The sequence below is a fragment of the Halarchaeum nitratireducens genome, from assembly GCF_017874695.1.
GTDB lineage: Archaea > Halobacteriota > Halobacteria > Halobacteriales > Halobacteriaceae > Halarchaeum > Halarchaeum nitratireducens.
This window is the reverse complement of sequence record NZ_JAGIKY010000005.1, coordinates 144,492-162,255: the sequence shown is the minus strand read 5'-3', so window position 1 is coordinate 162,255 and position 17,764 is coordinate 144,492. Positions and strand designations below refer to the sequence as shown.

Sequence of the window (17,764 nt, the reverse complement as noted above, 5' to 3'; positions counted from 1 at the left end):
GACGCTCAAAAGATCCACAAGCGACGACCAATCTTACAAGAGACGCTCGCTACCGCTACACAACCGAGGTGTGAGGCTTAACTAAAGACGGATGCACAGTCGACTGAGGGCTGAAATGCCGAACGGGATATCCTCATCCGGAGAGTTATACCACTGTCTTCAGTGGCTGATGGCCTCTTCGGAGGGAAGATAGCCATCGGAACCACGCCGAGGACAGTCCTGTTGACCGAGCACACTCCTGTCGTGTAACCCTCAGCCGCGCTACGACGTGCCTTGGGGCTACCAATAGGAGTCGATGGGTCCAGATCTGCTCTGTGGGAGTATGATCCGAACGATTGTCCCCTGTGGCTCCTTATCTTTGATTTCAACACGGCCGTCCGACATCTCTGCCACCCAGTAAATGACCCATAGCCCAAGTCCGAGGGTGTGAATGAGTGGGGTTTCTTCAGAGGTGTTGATCGCTTCTTGATCAACGCTCGGTATTCCCTCGCCCGTATCCTTGATCTCAATGACAACCTCACTATCGCGGTCCTCCTTCACTACTACTGAGACGGCGGTGTCAGCTGGATTGTGCTCGAATGCATTCTCGATCGCCTCCTCAATGGCTAGAGAGAAGGCTGAATTCACCCGCACACGGCAGGACTCCGGGAGGTCCGTAGTAAGGGTACGGTCCGGATACTCCTCCTGGACTCGTGCTTGTTGTGCTTCGATCACCTTCGTCAGATCGAGTTCCCGCTTCTCTTTTTCCTCCCAAATCGAGACGAGCTGCCGGGTCCGCTCGGCATTGTCAAGTAGGGACTCTAGACGTTTGCGGATGATTGTGAGCTTCTGCTCTCTCGCTGATGCAGTGGTGTCGCGTTCAAGCTCGTCCAGGTAGCCCAACACGATCGACAATTCGTTTCTGACGTTGTGCCGCATCACCCGTTGATTGATCTGCAGCAGCTTAGAGAGTTCTTGGGCTTCTTTGAGTGTCTCTTGAGTCTCGATTGCGTATAGACTGCCTCGAGTACCGACTGCTACTCCGAGAGTGCTGGCAAACGATACTAGAAAGGACAGCTCAGCGGGACTCCCCTCAAGATGCCAGATCAACCAGACAATAACTGCTAGGAGAGCAAACGAAATAGAGACGCCGATTGAGAGATAGAATGACCGCCACTGTCCAGAGTGGGAAATATTACTCTCTGAAAGGTTGTATGCTGTGCGTAATACGACGATTGCAAGGATCCAGATGATCAGTGACTCCAGCAGCGTCCCTATGCCATCCCCCTCAAACACAGCATGCTGTAACCCAAGTGCTATGCAAAGGCCACCTAACCCGTAAAACCCATAGCGGGGAGAGATATTGGGGGCCATCATCAACCGTCCTAAGTGTATTTGCTTCAGCCCGCCGTAGTAAAAAACATAGGACGCCTCCTCATACATTATGGACGGTCGTCTCAGGGCGCCCTGTCGTTTCGCTACACGTTGTCTCTCTATCGTGCCGTTCCAACTCTTGTCCGTCTCCGAGAACCCCGTGGGATCGCGTCCCCCTAGTCAAGTGTGGTTTCGGTGACGCGGAAGGTGCCGTTGGCTTCGTAGAGATAGCCACGATTCAGCAGTCGCTCGACGGCGTACTCGCTGTCACTGTGTTCGATGGAGAACGTGTCGGCCTCCTCAGGGAGTGCATAGGCTTCCTCGTAGGTGAAGTCGCTCTGTGAGACATCGGGAGTGTCGCGAAGAATCTGGCAGGCCTCCTGCACCCACTCCGGGAGTGGTGCTCGTGGGTCGGATGGGTCAGAGAATCGCGTCATTGAGGCTTGAAGGTCGTAAACAAGTGTATGACCGTATCGCTTGTGAACCGTCCCACCAACGACTGCATCCTCTCCGGGAGATCCGGATTTAACCAACAAACCTTCCAATAGTCCTCTTGTGTTGGTTAATAACCCGTCTAGCGAGTTCGGAGGACATCGATGGGGCGAACCCGACACACGTCGCGGCGTCGCGTCCACTGTCCATCCTCGACTGGTTGATCGAGCGTGAGTCGAGCGACGAGATCATCCTGAACGGTGAGTTGGCGGACGGACGTCTCCCGCCACCCGAGCCGTGGATCATACATCCGCTTCTGGACGGTCGTTCCATCTCCCTGCGCGAGGTACTGCGTACGCTTCACGCCGAAAAGCGTCGTCGACGTATACTCGACGCCGACTCGTTCACGCTTCAGCGTCGAAATGACGCCTTCGACGAACCGCTGGATCGCGACCTCCCCGACGTCGTTCGGCACGTGGAGTTGGAGTGGTGTTCGTGGGTGCTGTTCGGTTTCCAGTTCCGTGTCGGGACGTCGTTGATTGTATCGCTTGTTGTGGTCGAACATACTGTTTGAGAGGGGCTGTATCGGCCCCTCCAGCCCTCACAGGGGCGAGAAACACGACCAGCGGAGACACCCACCGTGAATATCTGATCCGAATCGCCGGCATCAACTCCATAGCAGATTGGTAGTGTAGCGTCGTCGGCGCCGTCGCGACGACATGCCATGCTCAGCCGTGCCCCCTCCTCGTCGTCATCGTAGCCGTCGAAGTCACTAACTGACCACACGTGCACGCGCACCATTGATTCCCGAAAGACTAAATTCACGAACGGAGTAGGGGAATGTACGATGCACGAAGACGCCCAACGCCGCATGGATCGTGATGTGGCGGACAATGATGACCTATACGAGGCGTTCGCGGCGACACCCGATGACGACGAGGAGTGACTCCGCCTGCCGGAGACTACATTATCGAGCTGGGTTCCACAGGACGATTTTGAAGTAGAGGAGCCAGACCAGGAGGAGTCGGTCGTGCCGATAGAGCGTATCTAGCCGGACTGGTGGGAGCTGTCGACGTACTCGATGGGAGTGCAGGACGGTTTCTCGCGAGACGGACGCTGGCCACCGTCCCGGCGAGAACTCGTTCTGACGCAGAAGTTCACGGAGGAGGACGAGTGCTGTCCGATGGTTCGCGTCTGGAAAGAAGTGCTTTCCAGCGATTGCATGCATCCAGCCAGCACACTGCTCGTACAACGGTGCATCTCGGGGGAACTCGTCGAGTACGCGTTGAACATCCCATTTCGCGTCACCCAGATCCGATGCCGGAGCACATCGAACTGTTCTGCGCCAGTCTGCTCGTACTCCGCGTCGCCCTGAAGGAATTGTGTATTCTGAATTTTGAAGTCAATCGGATCGATGCCTGAAAGCTCGGTGATCCGTGGTTGCGATGCCGAGTCGGCAAACCCCATTACGTGGCATTTCTCCCCCGTCCTCTTGAGCACCCACGGTTGGCGACGAAGTTGAATCGGTCCACGAGGAGATCCAGAAGCCACGTGCATAGCTCCGCCATGACCTCGCGGCTGATCTCGGCGGTGACCCCGAGGACTACGACTCCGAGACGTACTGGCGGAACCGTGGCAGTCAGAGTAGTACTGGCTCCGTCTCCGATGAGAACTCCAAGTAGATTGTCGTCACCCCAGACGTCGTCACTCCAGATCGAACCAGCCCTTCGTTCGACCCCACACCGACGACTCTTCATCGCGCTCGGTCTCTGTATCCGTCTCTGCCTCTGCGGCATCGAGTTCGTTCTCGAGGCGTTCGATCATCGCTTCTAACTCCGCGATCCGGTCATCTTTCTCCTCGAGTGTCGCTTCGAGTGTTTCGACACGGTCGGCTAATACGCGATTTTTCTCCGCGAGATACGCCTCCCCTTGTTCACCACGCGACGTCGCGCTCTGCCCGTCCGCTTCCACGTCATCCGCGGTCTGCGACGTCTCGGGATCGTAGAACTCCGAAGTTCGTTGGACGGCGCGCTCGATGGTCTTCTCGCCGTACGTCGCACCGTCCGCGTAGTGGACCTCGTCCCACTTCTCTCGCATCAACCCCGACTCGCGGAACAGCCGGTCCATCTGCGACTCGTCGCCGCCCGTCCAGAACGCAAGCAAACAACAGAACGCCATATCCGCCTCCGACTGACTCTCGTACCCACCGAGACGACCGTTCCACAACCGCTCGAACTTCTCGCCATTCGACGCGTTCCTCGCCTTCTCAAGGAGCTCTTCGTCCTCAAGGTCGACGTCGTCCGGCGCCGCGGCCGCCGTCGCGGACGCCCCGGCGTCGGCATCGTTGCTCGCCTCCTCGTCCGGCTGGACGTAGTCCTGGTGAATGCCACGCAGCGCGTCCTGTCGGCGCGCGATTCGTTCCGGCGTTCCCTCACATAATCGCCGGTAACAGTGAAGAACCGCGCTGTCTCGTAGCACTCGACGCTCCCACGACGATTCCGGCCGTCCGGAAGGTCGCCTTCGACGAGCACGTGAAAGCCCGTTCCCGACGGCGACACCTCCGTGTATGAGTCCAACCGCTCGACGATGTCGGTCGCGACATCGTCGACGGCGCGTACTACCAGACGACGTTCGCGTACTGGCAGCAGCTGCTCGCGGCACGCGCCACGCAGGTCGGCGTTGAACCGACGACGCCGTCGCCCTCGACGCCGACTTCGGAGGGCGTCGGGACGGGCATCACCGCTGACGGTGAGACGGTAACAGCTACCCCGGATCCCTTGCTCGATGCGTGGACGGCAACCGGGACCGGAGGGCGATAACGATGGGGCGCACGAAGCCGACGTATCGGGATGCGCTGCGGGCCATCGAAGAAAGCTGGGCGGGGTTCCGGCGGGCACTGCGCCGTCGCGACCGAGCGCGATGACCACAGCCCACGCTTCTACGTCGGCGCTCGCGACCTAGACGCCGATCTCGACCTCTCGCGACTCCAGTCGGTGTACGACCGGCATCCGGACGTCGTCGCGACTGAACGGGTTGCGCGACGACCCGGCTTCCGACGGGAGGAGGAACCAGTCCTCGCCGTCGGCGTCACTCACATCGACCGCGTGACTTCGCTCGCCCGGCAAACGCGCCAGCTCCCCGACTATCCGATCGGAGAGCTCGCCTGCTTCAACGTCGACTTCTCGCGCGAGTTCCGGTACTGTCTGGAGACTGGCGTCGATCCGACGCCGACGAGCGAGCTGTCGACGCTCCGGCTCAGCGTCCCGGTAACCGAAACGAGCAACGAGGTCTACAGGGAGCTGTCCGTCGCCGGCGACACCGTCACCGGCTCGTCGACGTCCTCCAGCCGATCGTCGACGCCCGCGACGAGATCAAGGCGGCCATCCGTCGCGAGAAGGAACGGGACGATCCCGACGAGGACCGACTAGCAGAACTCGAGGGGCGGTCGGGAGCCCTGAGATGGATCCTCGTCGCCTGCTTCGGCTACCAGGGGTTCAGCAACGCGAGGCTCGGCCGCATCGAGTGCCACGAAGCGATCAACGCGTTCGCTCGGGAGATTCTGCTGACGGCGAAACAGCGGCTGGAAGACGGCGACTGGCGGGTCGTTCACGGGATCGTCGACTCCATCTGGGTGACCCCGGACCCCGACGTTGACGACGATGCCCGCGAGAACCTCGAGACGCTCGCGACGGAGATCACGGAGCGCGTCGAGATTCGCCTCGAACACGAAGCCCACTACGACTGGGTGGCGTTCGTGCCGCAGCGCGAGAGCGACGCCGGCGCATTGACGAAGTACTTCGGGAAGGTCGCCGGCGACGACGACTTCAAGATCAGAGGCATCGAAGCCCGGCAGCGATCGACCCCGCCGTTCATCGAGGACATCCAGCGGGACTGTCTCGAACGGCTTGACGCGACTCGATCTCCGGACGCGGTGCTCGGGCGTCTCGAACGAGCAATCGATGAACTGCAGGCGGGCAACGTAGCAGTGGAGCGGCTCGTCGAACGGAATCGTGTTTCCAAGCCGCTGGAAGGCTATTCACAGAATACCCAGAACGTGGCCGCCTTGAAGCGAGCCCGTGAGCAGGAACTGGCAGTCCACCCGGCCAGGATATCGAATATGTGGTCGTCGACGACGAGAAATCCTCGCGAGACCGTGTCGCCCTCGCCCACGAAGCGATCGAGACCTACGACGCCTCGTACTACGAAACGCAGCTGGTCAGAGCGGTCGAGAGCGTGCTCTCACCGCTCGGGTGGGACCGAACCAATATTCGTCGAGAGATCTCCGATGAGAGGGACGCCGTTTTGAGCTCGTTCGGAGCCGTCAACGAACTGTCGTAGTGGACCCCACCCCTGGTTTCCGTCGTTTCGATCTAACCCCACGTTTCCGACGTAATTTTCGACCCCCCTCGTTTCCGTCGTTTCCTCACGCCCCACCCCGGATTTCCGTCGTCCGTACCCACTCAGTAGTAGGGGGTCACTACTCGCGAGTCCAGTCCTGCATCCGGCTGTCCTCGAGGATCGTTTCGCGGACGACCTGGGCATCTTCGATGAGGCGGTTCTGGAGGTGGATGCCGCCCGCACTCCCCTTGTTGATCTTCTCGATTTCGACAACCCCGAGGAAGGCCTGCTCTTTCAGGATGTCGCGGAAGCGACGGACGGAGAGGATATCCATATCGAGATGGTTGCAGATGCGTTCGTACTGGCCGTACACCCGGCTCGTGAGGAACGCATCGTCGTTGCTGTTGACACTCAGTTCCGTGAGCGCCAGCAACGCCGCCTTCGCCTGGGTGGGTGCGCCGTTCACGAGTTCTCTGAACCGGTCCTTTTCGGCGTGTTGCTGTGCCTGGCGGACGTATTCCTCCGTCACTTGCTCTGCCCCGGCCTCGTAGGCGACCTCCCCGGCGTGGCGAAGAATGTCGATCGCCTTCCGAGCATCGCCGTGTTCCTGCGCGGCGAAGGCCGCCGAGAGCGGAATCACGTCCTCGGAAAGGACGCCGTCCTGGAAGGCGTCCTCGCGGTTGAACATGATCTCCCGGAGCTGGTTGGCGTCGTATGGCTTGAAGAACAGCTCCTTGTGCTGGAAGCTGCTTTTCACGCGCTCGTTCACGTTGTCGACGTACTGGATCTTGTTGCTGATCGCGATGACGCCGACGCTACAGTCGATTTTCCCCGCCTCCTCAGCGCGCGAGAGCTTCATCAGCACGCTGTCGTCGTTCATCAAGTCGATCTCGTCGAGGATGATGATCACAGAATCGTATTTCGTCCTCGGAAACTACGACCGGGAGCCGATTCGGCGGCTCAACCTCGTTGTCGATCGACTGAACCGGCGGGAGGATGCCTACGCCTTCCGGATGGTTGATATTCGTGGCGAGTGGGACAACAGCATCTAGAAGTTCTGCCTGATCGCGGATATCGTCACGACGCTCGTCGGCGTCACCAGAACGCGAAGCGTTCTGGTTGGCAGACGAGAGCTACGGCTCTCGTCAACGTCGCCGAGAAGAACCCGAGTGACTTCCTCGTCGGACAGGGACTCCTCGTCGGGACGGTCGAATACTTCTCGAAGAGTCACGTCCTCAACCAGGAGTACGACGACGAAGCGCACCCATTCGGTTGGATGCAGGACGGCGTCTTTGAACTCTTTGAGCAGGAGGAGCGACTCCACCGATGGACGACCGAAGAGGATCTCGTTGACGCAGCCGAAGAACTGCCGTAGTTCGGTATCGTTCAAGTGCTCACAACCCTTGACCGTGTTCTCCTTGAGAGGTTCAGTAAGCTCGTTTGGAGAACCCGTTGACTTCGTTAATCCGATTTACGAGACTTATAGATTCTCTCTGTCTCCCTGTGGACCACTCCTCGGCGTTGACGATGTACGCCTCGGCATTGAGGGTGATCAGTTCGTCTCTCGGACTGTCCTCGCTCAATTCGCATTGTAGTTATCGAGAGTATATGTGTCCAAAAATAGTGACGCCTAGACTAGCGACGAGGACAAATACGACTATATCCGATGCGATTAGGTTAGTGACATCATCAAATGCGGCCACTAGCAGAGCAAATACTATCGAACCCAGCGTAACTCGGTTTCCTAATGACCATTTGCCACGGAGGAAAACAGCACTAAGTGATCCTGCTACTATCAAGTATGCCGCTGCCTCAATCATATCCCGTAATCTACAGCTAATCAGATAGAGCGTCATATCTCTTTTTCTGCCTCCGAGTTTGTCGAAGTCTTCAGCCGCTAACGGGGAGGTAAACTATTAGATATCGAAGGAGGCGATTAAACTACTCAATAAAAAACCAAGAAGAGTAATTGCCAACCCGAGATACGCTACCAGATCAACTCCGAAAACGAGACTGAATACGGTGAAATTCGTACCCAAGAGCATTACCTTCACTCCAAAATACGGGGGTGTTGAATCATCCTCAGCACCTTTTGCTGCTCGAACCCGGTTTAAAACGCTCATCTACACCCGCATAGTTTCTCTCAGAGAGTATATTCACCCCGGATAACAGTTCAATACACACCTCGATGGCGTCGTCCACCTCGGCGATGAAGCGTGTTCACCCCGGATAACAGTTCAATACACATATGCACTAACGAGTCTTTTAGATAGAGCAGTAACAAGTACGTCTTCAAAGAGTCGAAGTTTATGGATGTTACAAGGTAAAACCCCGCCGTTCAGGGCGGGAAGGATGTCAATTTCTAGTTGACCTTCTGATACCAGGAGGCATTATTATTCTCGGGCGCACACCCGCCTCTATGCCCTCCATGCCAGTCGCACGAGCCGAATTTCGACGGTGTATTCGTGGGAAGACACCATGGCTGATTGGCCTGTGTCTCGTCCTCGTCAGCCGCCTCCCGACAGCCTTCGACTCGAACGTCGTCCAGGGGCTCGGGACTGCCGTCGCGTTCCCGCGTGCGCAAGCCGCCGTCGCAATCGTCGTTCCCTTTGCTGCTGCCGCGCTCGGCTTCCGCTCAATCATCGGCGAACGCGAGACCGGCACCGCTCGCGTCCTCCTCGGCACCGAACTCTCCCGCGCTGATCTCGTTCTCGGGAAGACGATCGGTCGCAGCGCTGCTCTCGCCGGCCCCGTCCTCGCCACCACCCCGCTACTCGTTGGGTATAGTGTGTTCGCCTACGGCCGCTTTTCACTCCCGATGTTCGTCGGACTGCTCGCTCTCTCGAGTATCTATGTCTTCGCCTGGACAGCCGTCACCGTCGCGATATCGGCCGTCGAGTCCTCAACGACGCGTGCGGCCGCCATCACGTTCGGCCTAACGCTCTTTCTCAGTGTCTTCTGGAGCGATCTGACGACCGCCCTCCTCTGGGGTCTCATCACGGGCTCGTCACCGGGGAACGAAATGGCGAAGCCGGAGCTGTTTCAGGCTCTCAAATGGATCTCCCTTCCGAGCGCCTATTACGTCGTTACCGACTGGCTTTTGGGCGTCCCGGTCGGGCCCGGAAGCGCTGCGCTTCAGGTTAGCGACGCGCTCCACGAGCACGGGACACTCGCAGCGGCGACCCCACCGCTTCCAGCGTGGGTTGGTATCCCTATTCTTCTCGCGTGGCCCACGATCGCACTGCTCGGCGGCGTTGTCGGGATCCGGCGCGGCGATCTCACCCCGGGCGGCAACACTGGTCTCCTTCGACGGCTCTGGACGAAACGCCCGTCAGTTCGCCGATTCGGTGCGATCCCGCTCAGTGCCGTAACCGGCCGTGGGGGCTGGGTCGATGTGCTTCCTGGACGATGGCAACCGCTCGCGCGCCGTGAATTTCGGCGGCTCACCCATCGTCCTGGTATCTGGGTGCTCGGTGCGATGGTCCTTGTTGCCGGCGTGCTCAGCCTTTCCCCCTCGGCACTGATTCGTGACGCGCTCGGGCCACGCGTGCCACTCGCTGGCCTGCAGACGCCGCTCGGATTCCTTGGCGGGGTTGGGACCCTTCTGCTGACCTTCCGTGTTGTCGTCGCTGAACGCGACTCTGGAAGCCTCCGTGTGACTGCTGGAACCGCAATCTCTCGCGGAGAGACCCTCATCGGACTCATTATCGGCCGAGCGAGCGCGATCACACTTCCGCTCGTGCTCGCAGTGATTGGAACGTGTCTCGTCGCTGCACCCCGCTACGGTTTCGTGGCACCGGGCACGCTCCTTGCGTTTCTCGCGGCGACGGTCGTATTCTTCTTCTGTCTGACCGGCCTCGGCGTCGCCCTCTCGACACTGACGCGTCGGCAGTCGCTCGCAGGCATCATCATCCTCGTCTCGGGCGGCCTGTATCTGGCCTGGTTCCAACTCTCGAACGCACTCTATCAGGCACTCACTGGGACGGCAGTGAGTGGCTTTGCCCCACCCGCAAGCCCGACCTATCTCCTGCTTCGATGGCTCCCGCCAATCTCACTCTATCGCGTCGTGACGAACGCGATCCTCGATGTCCCGAACTCCGCCGGGAACGCGATGGGCGTCATTACCGATCTCCAACCGGACGTCTTCACCAACACGGTCGTCGTGAAGACGGCCTATGGCGCGGACGTCCCCGCGTGGTATCTGCATCCGGCTGTCGCGTTCGGGGAACTCCTCCTCTGGTTCGCGCTTCCGGTGGCCGTCGCGATGGTCGTCTATCAGCGACGTCCCCTCGACTGATTACGCGTCGTCGCGGCCACGTGTCGCTTCCCGCTGGGCGTCAGCCATCGCGACGAACGCATCCTCGATAGTGCCCGTGTCGACATTGAACGTCCGGATCGGTGCGCCCGCGTCGGCGAGTGTGTTGAGCGCGTGATAGCGACTCTCTGCACCGCACGCGATCTCGACGCCGGCGTCCGTTCGCGTGACGTATGTGACCCCGTCGACGTTTCGAACGGCCGTGAGTGCGGTGTCGTCGACGTCGGTATCGACGTGGAGGCGGCTCTCGACACCGGCGGTTGCACGGAGTTCTGCGGGGGTGCCCTCGGCGACGAGCTCCCCGTCAGCGAGGAGGCCGACGCGGTCACAGATGCGTTCGACCTGATCGAGGACGTGACTGGAGAAAAAGACCGTTGCGCCACGGTCGCGTTCGGCGGCCACCACGTCGCGAACGAGCCGAACTCCATAAGGGTCGAGACCGGAGAACGGCTCATCGAGGATCAGGAGGTCGGGGTCGCCGGCGATCGCCATCGCGAGCCCAAGCCGCTGTTGCATCCCCTTCGAGTAGCCACCCGCCCGTTGGTCGATTGCGTCACTGAGCCCGACGCGACCGAGGATGGTTTCGGGGTCGCCGGTGGCGTCGTTGGCGTCGAGGATATAGTCGAGGTGCTCGCGCCCGGTGAGCGATCCGTAGACGCCAAAGCGGTCCGGAAGGATGCCTGTGCGGGCGTGAATCGCGCTCGCGTCGTCGCGAACGTCCTGCCCGAAGATCGTCGCCTGGCCCGCGCTCGGACGTGTGTAGTCCATCAGCATGTCGATGGTGGTGGACTTCCCGGCGCCGTTTGGGCCGAGGAACCCGTACACTTCTCCAGTGTGAACGGTGAGATCGAGATCGGAGACCGCGGGGGTGCCATCGTAACGCTTGGTGAGCCCAGCTGTCTCAATGGCACTCATTGGTGCTCACCGCTGGAGTTCGAAGTGACTCGTGGAGTCTCGAAGCTGTTGATCTGGAGGGCCATGCGACTTGTTACTAGGCTGGTATGCAAAAGCGTTCACGGTCAGTACGATGACGCTGGACCGTTGCTGAGACTTCCAAACAGGGACTGGTTTAGTTAGTGCCACCGACTTGGGGCCGCGAGACGTTCAAGGACGGCGTCTGTGAGGACGATGACTGCGAGGAGCGTCCCGACAGCGAGCGTGAGGACGCCGCTCCACGCGACGCCGGGAGTGGTCGCGACCCGGCTGTATGTGGCCCAGCCAGCGACGAGGAGGCAGGGAGTGGCGAACGCAGCGAGGATGATTGTGGGTGTGCGCACGCTAACGGCGCGAAGATAGACTGTACCTGCGAGTACGAGCGGGAGTCCGACGAACAGGACTGTCGTCACCGCCTGATTGTTCAGTGTGAGTTCAGTGATGAGTACGCGGACCGCTGTCGCGACGGCTGGGGGTGGGTCGAGTAGTCCGACGACGAGTGCAGCTACTATCAATATACAGATCGCAAGCACGTACGAGCCATAACAGCTGCTTCGATACCACGTGGATCCCTCTCGGCCTGTCTTCTCTGATGTCATCGTTGGGCTACTGTCTGCGTACGACTACGACCGATAACTCTGGATGAGATACCGACAGAGGCCGCTCATCGTTCCGAGGACGATACCAGCCATGCTACTGAACTGGAGGGTGTTACCGTTTATGTATAAAACGGCTGTAAGAGCGGCTAATAGTACCGTCCCGATTAAGATGCTTTCACCGATGATTCCAATTCGACTTCGTAGTCCACTGCCGTTACTTCTTGACGTTTTCATAACAGTTTATTTCACCCGTTTACCATTAATTGGTCACGTTCTGTGGGGCGTGCCAGATTAGTGGAATGGATGGCCCGCAGAGACGACTCCCGATACGTCTGATGGTGAGACAAATTTACTTTCGTCTGTGACGCCGTAGCCAACAGCACCCACTATCTTCTGATTTGGGACTGTTCCGAAGACGGTGTCAACCTCGTTCACACCGACTGTAACCGAGTCGGTATCGGATATCAGTGCGATAACCGCACCGATAACTGTCACAGCGATCCCGATACCCGCCGACTCGATATAGATGGCGATGGCTGCGGCTGCGGTCGTAATTCCGATATCGTTGACTCGCTGCGTGAACTCAACAGTAACTCCCTTGAACTGATGAGAGTAGTCGCGGTATACCGAGCAGTTCCCTGTCGTTTCACTCACTTGTTTGTGACGCTCAACAACACCCTCGCTATCCATAGGTTGGACCGGCCCTGCTAACGAAGCCCCATCGTTTCCGCTTTCCAAACTCTCGTAGGTTGCCTTATTCACTTCTTGAATTGACAGCCCCTCGGTTTCGCTGGTGTTAGTACTCGTAGTGTCGATCGTCTTTGACCTGGTTTTGGTTTTCTTGTTCACACTCCCTTTGAAGTAAGTCGTATCTTCAACATTCCCTTCCCCATCGTATTCGACTACCTTAACGATGTACCTGATCTCCTTGACGTCGTTAGACACAGTCTGGTTGACCTTCTTGACTTCCTCTACAACTACAGGGGAGTGAGAATCCTCTGTCGCGGTAGCGAGACCCGTGAACCAGGCACCTGTCGTCCCGGTAGCGACTACGCCTCCAACCCCCCGGAGGATACCACGACGGGAGGCCTGGCACTTATACTGCTTCTCACTTAGTACCGACTGTTGTATGCGCTTACTCTGCACATTGTTGCTTTTCTCTTTCATACGTGACGAGCACAGAAAACAAATTGACCAGTTCATATGTTACCCTAATCATCACCGGTGTGCTCAACCTTCTCCCAATTCTGGCACTATGATAGATCACTCAAATATTGATTTTAAATCAAATGGTCTAATATCAAAATCCAGTCGAGAAGTACTATTATCGAGTAGGATAATCTCACAGCCTAATGGCTGATCGTCGTGGCCCGAATCTCAAAGAAAGGTTCATTCAATCCGCTACGGCGTTCTGGACAAGTAATTCGGGACCTCTCATATTCATCCGAGAGCTACTCAGCACCGCTCTTATCGTCGCATTCGTCGGGCTAGTTCTTTTTGCAGTTAGTGGCCTCTGGCCTTCCCTAGTTGCTGTTGAATCTGGGAGCATGCAGCCACACCTGGAGCGCGGTGATCTCGTCTTCGTTATGGAAGAACACCGATTCTCATCGTCGCAGGCGATCAACGGTACCGGAATCGTCACGTACCAGGCCGGCAAGCAGTCTGGCTACAGCAAATTCGACAAGCCAGGAGACGTGCTCATCTATAACCGATTTGGAAACCCGAATCGGACTCCCGTTATTCACCGCGCCCGGTTCTGGGTCAATAAAAGCGAAAACTGGTACAGTAAAACAGATCACGACTACACAGAAGGCGCACAAAGTTGCCGTCAGCTCGAATATTGTCCGGCTCCACACAGCGGCTTCATCACGAAAGGCGACCACAATTCGTATTACGATCAGGTCGGCGGAATCAGCTCTCCAGTAAAACCATCTTGGGTGAAGGGCACGGCAGAATTTCGGATCCCGTGGCTGGGGGAGATTCGACTTCTGGTAGCCGGCTAATCTGCTCCTCGGCTCTCGAAAAGCCACGCTTCAAGTGAACCTGGATCTTTCCCGTCCTCACGAAGCTCTTGCCCCTTCTCGAAGAGCTGTCGCAGCTTTCGTTCGTCCTCCTCTAACTCATCTTGGTCGAAATCTTCGAGACGTCTCTGTATTTCTGCGCTGTCGATGAAAACGTCAAGATCCCTCGGATCGAGGTATTCTACGGTTTGTTTAGGTGCTCCAAGTGCCCCATGCTGTCCTTCTTTGACAAAGGCCCGAACCAAAGTGAATAGCCCCTCTCTATCTTCAGCGAGCTCCTGGGCCCACTGGGTCGGTTTGTCCGAATCTGCCCACTCTGCCCATCGAGTGAGAACCATGTATACATTGGGCGTTTCCAGAAGAGCGTCGTTTGACACCCGCTCTTCAATCAAGCCGACTACATCCTCTTTTAAGTTCTCTACGTGTTCTCTGGCTAGCTTCCTGTCTTCCTGCTTGATCTCGTCACTATTGTACTCTCCGTGCTCCTGAAGCAGCACTCCGAGCAAATACGTGGCAAAGTAGGGGGCCTCTCCCTGCTGAATCGATCTATGCAATAGCTCGAAGCTCTCGTCTTTAGATCGTCCATCCAGAATCTGGAATATCGCTTGAAGAAGATACCCACGATTACCGTCGTCAAACGTATTCCGAGCGGGGTCCGTTTCAATAAGCTTGTCTCCCGCCAAGAACAACCCCTTGACTACCTCGTCGCCATCTTCGATATCCTCCATATAGTTGGGAAGTTGGCTCAAGAACGTATGAGCTAGTGACCGATCGGATTGCGTCTCTTGGGAGGCAAGGTCCCGGAGTTGGGTGGCAAACTTGTTTGCGTCGTCGGTGAGTTTGAGTATGGCTTCGATTTCTCCGATTGGTAGCTCTCCTCTGGGAACTGTTTGTCTGAAATAGTAGGGGAAGACATCGGGATGGCACACTCGCCTTTGCTTTCGATATGTGGCAGTGTCTCTGGAAAAGCTGAGTCCTATCGCCAGCCTCCCGGTTTTGACCTTCGGAAACAGATACCTGAGAAGGATTTGCAGCGGCTCTATCGTTTGTTCCTCTTCATCGAGGTGCTCCCACAGCTCGGAGTAATCCTCGTCCTCTGACGACCTGCTCGACCGCGTACTGACTGTATACCGAGATGGGTTGTCACGAATCTTCTCATAAGCTGGGTTGTGGAAGACCTGGAGTGCTTCTAATCCGACGATATCAATGAAGTTCGCATCGCGCCCCAATGCTTGATACGAGGTATCTATGGCGTTGATTAGCCTGATGACGTCCCTCGGCGTCTGAATCAATGGCTGAACCCCTCTCGGATAGACTGACTGCCACGTGGTGTCGTCGAAAATAACAGCGTCGTCCTGAACGATCTCCTCTAGTCGCTCGGTGAAGAAGTGGTTAAGCGAGCCTTCCGCAGGAGGGGGAACGCGCCGTTGCAGCTGGATAATCTTGTTTAGATACGCCCGTCCGTTTCCAACACCCTGTTCTCCGTCTAATGCCTCGACGACCACTTCTTGGTCAAACGCTAGTACGTAGGTGATGTTTGGGAAATCTGCCACCGCCTTTACGAGGCGAAACATCTGCCGTATCTCAGATTCAGTCAGGCGGTCGATGTCGTCGATAAACACGACGATCTGTTGATCTAATTCTCTAAGGCCCTCCGATATCTCTTCTTTGAGCCCCTCTAGGTCTGGATTTTCTGATTGGAGTGTATCTGAAAGCCAGGCAAGGAATTTTCCGGACGGTATCCCTGTTATCGTAGAAAGTGGGACTCAGGAGAGTCCATCAGCGAGCTTCGAAAGCTTATCGCGGATTTCGTCGTACTCTCCACCCGTGTCTAAGCCTGCGCTAAGCTGGGAGAAGAACTTCTCGATGAGATCTGATTGACCAGAAAACCACCACGGATTGAACTTTGTGATGACCGGTGGATTCTCTTTTTGCCGTAGCTCATACTCCACGAAGTTGAGAATCGTGCTCTTACCAGACCCCCACTGGCCATATATTCCGATGATGAACTCGTTTGAGGGGATTCGCGTATGCACTGTCTCAGCAAGATCCTCTGCGAAGTCGCCGTATCCAAGCCGGTCATATTCCGGCTTTTCTAACGCGGAGTCGGACCGCAACTCCGATTCTTCACTCGACATCTACCGTACTTCAAGCAATCCTATTGCATAGTACTGTGGCTCCAATATATACCGCCTTTCAGCCCCGAATTCACTACTGCCCTTCCCCTTGTACCGTTCCCCATCTATTTGGCGATAAATCATATTCACTTTCAGTGCTCAGCTAATAGCTGGGTTCGTCAACCTCAGATGCGGGATCCCTCATCAAATCCCATAGACGGCCGCCGATGGTACAGTCCAGCAACTACGGCACTTGGGTAGACGCCAATGAGGCGTATTCAGAACGGGTGGACTGACCTTTAGCACCACTGACGACGCGTATCGGGCGTGCTGGCCGAACGGTCGCTTGGGTAGGGAACGAGACTACTGTAGCGAGTGTATACCAGTACTATCGCCGTAGTACACCGCGTCGCCGACGAGGGCGACCGGATACCCACCGAATGAGCCACCCGGAGAGCGCGTCCAGAGCCGTTCACCGGTGGTCGTATCGAAGGCGTGAAGCACGCCGGAGGTCGCTGGGTTCCGTCCATCGGAACAGTCTGCCGTCGCCTGCGAATCGGAGGAGAGACAGACGGTCGGAGAGCCCGGATCGGCACCGCCGGTGACGACGACGTCCCCACCGATGACCGGGCGTCCGAGCATCGCACCGTCGTAGCGCCACTGCACCTCGCCGCTCGCCCGATCGAGCACGACGAGCGACCCGTCCGGTGGATCAGTCGTCGCCCGATAGGGCGTCGCATAGACACGGTCATCAGTGACCGAGATCACACCGAGCCCGTCCCACGAGAACTGCGTGAGCCACTCTTCATCAGCGAACGTGAGATCGTAACAGCGGACCATCCCCGGCGTGTTACCCGTCCTGCTACCGTACTGCGCAGCGAACACCGTATTCCCGACGAGAGTCGCTGAGACGACGTCCGGATGCCACCCCGGCGACATCGTCTGCCGTGTCTGTGGTGCTGGTTCCTCGAGGAGGCCGTCCGTCTGCGCACCGGGGACGAGGCTCTGAACGCGGTCGCGGGTGACGATGACGACCCGTTCATCGTCAGCGACCAGCGCCGGATGCCGGGCTGTTTCAAGCTGCCAGCGGCGGGCACCCGTGTCGGCATGCAGGCCGACGACGTGCTTGTGGCCGGCGACGTAGACCGTGCCCGCCGCTTCGATGACTTGCGCCGCCGATCGTTCCGCGTCGGTCGCGCGCCAGATCTCTTCGCCCGTCGTCGCGTCGAGTGCGATCACTCCCCGGTCGGTACTCACGTAGAGGCGTCCCTCGACGTAGGTGGGCGCGCCACCGACGTCAGCGCACCACTCCCCGGTCCCAGCGCGTGTGATCGCCCGCGTCTCTTCGTCAGAGCTCGCATACACCAGCGTCGGGCCGACAGCGACCGACGACACCGTTCCCGAGACGGGGACGGACCACGCTGTCGTCGGCGAGGACCGTGGTGGAGTAGCGGTCCGGTTTTGGCCGGTGTTCTGGACATCGTATCCGTTCCGTGGCCACGTGTCTGGTGCTGTAGTCGCCAGCGGGATCTGGCGCGCTGCCGTGTCTCGGGTGCCGGTGATCGATCCGAGACATCCGGAAAGTGCGAGTGCGCCGGTGAGCGCGCCCGTTTGGAGGACACGCCGCCGTGAGGCTGTCTCCGTGTCCTTCATCTA

General features: G+C 58.0%; 9 protein-coding genes and 7 pseudogenes. 6 read left to right on the top strand and 10 right to left on the bottom strand.

Annotated features, from left to right (window positions below):
• Positions 1-279: 279 nt before the first annotated feature.
• From J2754_RS07060 to J2754_RS07045, 4 genes and pseudogenes are all read right to left on the bottom strand, one after another.
• Positions 280-1,353 carry a sensor histidine kinase gene (locus tag J2754_RS07060; protein ID WP_211087019.1) on the bottom strand — a complete coding sequence of 358 codons (1,074 nt, stop codon included), beginning with the start codon at positions 1,351-1,353 and terminating at the stop codon, positions 280-282.
• Between the two features lie 176 nt (positions 1,354-1,529).
• Positions 1,530-1,790, bottom strand: coding sequence for a hypothetical protein (locus tag J2754_RS07055; protein ID WP_211087018.1), 261 nt, complete (start codon positions 1,788-1,790; stop codon positions 1,530-1,532).
• A gap of 137 nt (positions 1,791-1,927) precedes the next feature.
• Complete coding sequence (locus J2754_RS07050) at positions 1,928-2,350, bottom strand: DUF8030 family protein (protein WP_211087017.1); 423 nt, start codon at positions 2,348-2,350, stop codon at positions 1,928-1,930.
• 1,139 nt (positions 2,351-3,489) lie between these two features.
• A pseudogene (locus tag J2754_RS07045) lies at positions 3,490-4,394 on the bottom strand (phage NrS-1 polymerase family protein); the annotation flags it as partial.
• Between J2754_RS07045 and J2754_RS16100 the strand changes: the two are divergent.
• The 3 pseudogenes from J2754_RS16100 to J2754_RS07040 all read left to right on the top strand — a co-directional run.
• Positions 4,392-4,604, top strand: a pseudogene (locus J2754_RS16100) (hypothetical protein); the annotation flags it as partial. The pseudogenes J2754_RS07045 and J2754_RS16100 sit on opposite strands and share 3 nt — an antisense overlap.
• 2 nt (positions 4,605-4,606) lie before the next feature.
• A pseudogene (locus tag J2754_RS16820) lies at positions 4,607-4,705 on the top strand (DUF8156 family protein); the annotation flags it as partial.
• A pseudogene (locus tag J2754_RS07040) lies at positions 4,686-6,123 on the top strand (DNA polymerase domain-containing protein); the annotation flags it as partial. The pseudogenes J2754_RS16820 and J2754_RS07040, both read left to right, overlap by 20 nt.
• Before the next feature lie 139 nt (positions 6,124-6,262).
• Here J2754_RS07040 and orc4 read toward each other — a convergent pair.
• Positions 6,263-7,045 (bottom strand): annotated as a pseudogene (orc4, locus tag J2754_RS07035) (DNA replication protein Orc4); the annotation flags it as partial.
• Here orc4 and J2754_RS07030 point away from each other — a divergent pair.
• Positions 6,927-7,498, top strand: a pseudogene (locus J2754_RS07030) (hypothetical protein). The pseudogenes orc4 and J2754_RS07030 overlap by 119 nt on opposite strands.
• 1,044 nt (positions 7,499-8,542) lie before the next feature.
• Positions 8,543-10,420, top strand: coding sequence for an ABC transporter permease (locus J2754_RS07025; RefSeq protein ID WP_188879314.1), 1,878 nt, complete (start codon positions 8,543-8,545; stop codon positions 10,418-10,420).
• Here J2754_RS07025 and J2754_RS07020 read toward each other — a convergent pair whose 3' ends face one another.
• From J2754_RS07020 to J2754_RS07010, 3 genes are all read right to left on the bottom strand, one after another.
• Positions 10,421-11,353 (bottom strand): ABC transporter ATP-binding protein, encoded by a 933-nt coding sequence (locus J2754_RS07020; RefSeq protein WP_188879313.1) that lies wholly within the window; start codon positions 11,351-11,353, stop codon positions 10,421-10,423.
• A gap of 158 nt (positions 11,354-11,511) precedes the next feature.
• Positions 11,512-11,970 carry a hypothetical protein gene (locus tag J2754_RS07015; protein WP_188879312.1) on the bottom strand — a complete coding sequence of 153 codons (459 nt, stop codon included), beginning with the start codon at positions 11,968-11,970 and terminating at the stop codon, positions 11,512-11,514.
• A gap of 291 nt (positions 11,971-12,261) precedes the next feature.
• Entirely contained in the window at positions 12,262-13,137 is an 876-nt protein-coding gene (locus tag J2754_RS07010; RefSeq protein WP_188879311.1) for a hypothetical protein, read from the bottom strand.
• Positions 13,138-13,322: 185 nt separating this feature from the next.
• Between J2754_RS07010 and J2754_RS07005 the strand changes: the two genes are divergently transcribed.
• Entirely contained in the window at positions 13,323-13,973 is a 651-nt protein-coding gene (locus tag J2754_RS07005; protein WP_188879310.1) for a S26 family signal peptidase, read from the top strand.
• Here J2754_RS07005 and J2754_RS07000 read toward each other — a convergent pair.
• Both J2754_RS07000 and J2754_RS06990 read right to left on the bottom strand, forming a co-directional pair.
• A pseudogene (locus J2754_RS07000) lies at positions 13,970-16,129 on the bottom strand (KAP family P-loop NTPase fold protein). The gene J2754_RS07005 and the pseudogene J2754_RS07000 sit on opposite strands and share 4 nt — an antisense overlap.
• 342 nt (positions 16,130-16,471) lie before the next feature.
• Positions 16,472-17,761, bottom strand: a complete 1,290-nt coding sequence (locus J2754_RS06990; protein ID WP_211087016.1) for an outer membrane protein assembly factor BamB family protein — start codon at positions 17,759-17,761, stop codon at positions 16,472-16,474.
• Positions 17,762-17,764 lie beyond the last annotated feature (3 nt).

Bases quoted from the DNA above. Each gene is read 5' to 3' on its own strand.
- J2754_RS07055 (WP_211087018.1), bottom strand. From the start codon at position 1,790: ATGACGCGATTCTCTGACCCATCCGACCCACGAGCACCACTCCCGGAG.
- J2754_RS07050 (WP_211087017.1), bottom strand. From the start codon at position 2,350: ATGTTCGACCACAACAAGCGATACAATCAACGACGTCCCGACACGGAA.
- J2754_RS07060 (WP_211087019.1), bottom strand. From the start codon at position 1,353: ATGGCCCCCAATATCTCTCCCCGCTATGGGTTTTACGGGTTAGGTGGC.
- J2754_RS07015 (WP_188879312.1), bottom strand. From the start codon at position 11,970: ATGACATCAGAGAAGACAGGCCGAGAGGGATCCACGTGGTATCGAAGC.
- J2754_RS07010 (WP_188879311.1), bottom strand. From the start codon at position 13,137: ATGAAAGAGAAAAGCAACAATGTGCAGAGTAAGCGCATACAACAGTCG.
- J2754_RS06990 (WP_211087016.1), bottom strand. From the start codon at position 17,761: ATGAAGGACACGGAGACAGCCTCACGGCGGCGTGTCCTCCAAACGGGC.
- J2754_RS07020 (WP_188879313.1), bottom strand. From the start codon at position 11,353: ATGAGTGCCATTGAGACAGCTGGGCTCACCAAGCGTTACGATGGCACC.
- J2754_RS07025 (WP_188879314.1), top strand. From the start codon at position 8,543: ATGCCCTCCATGCCAGTCGCACGAGCCGAATTTCGACGGTGTATTCGT.
- J2754_RS07005 (WP_188879310.1), top strand. From the start codon at position 13,323: ATGGCTGATCGTCGTGGCCCGAATCTCAAAGAAAGGTTCATTCAATCC.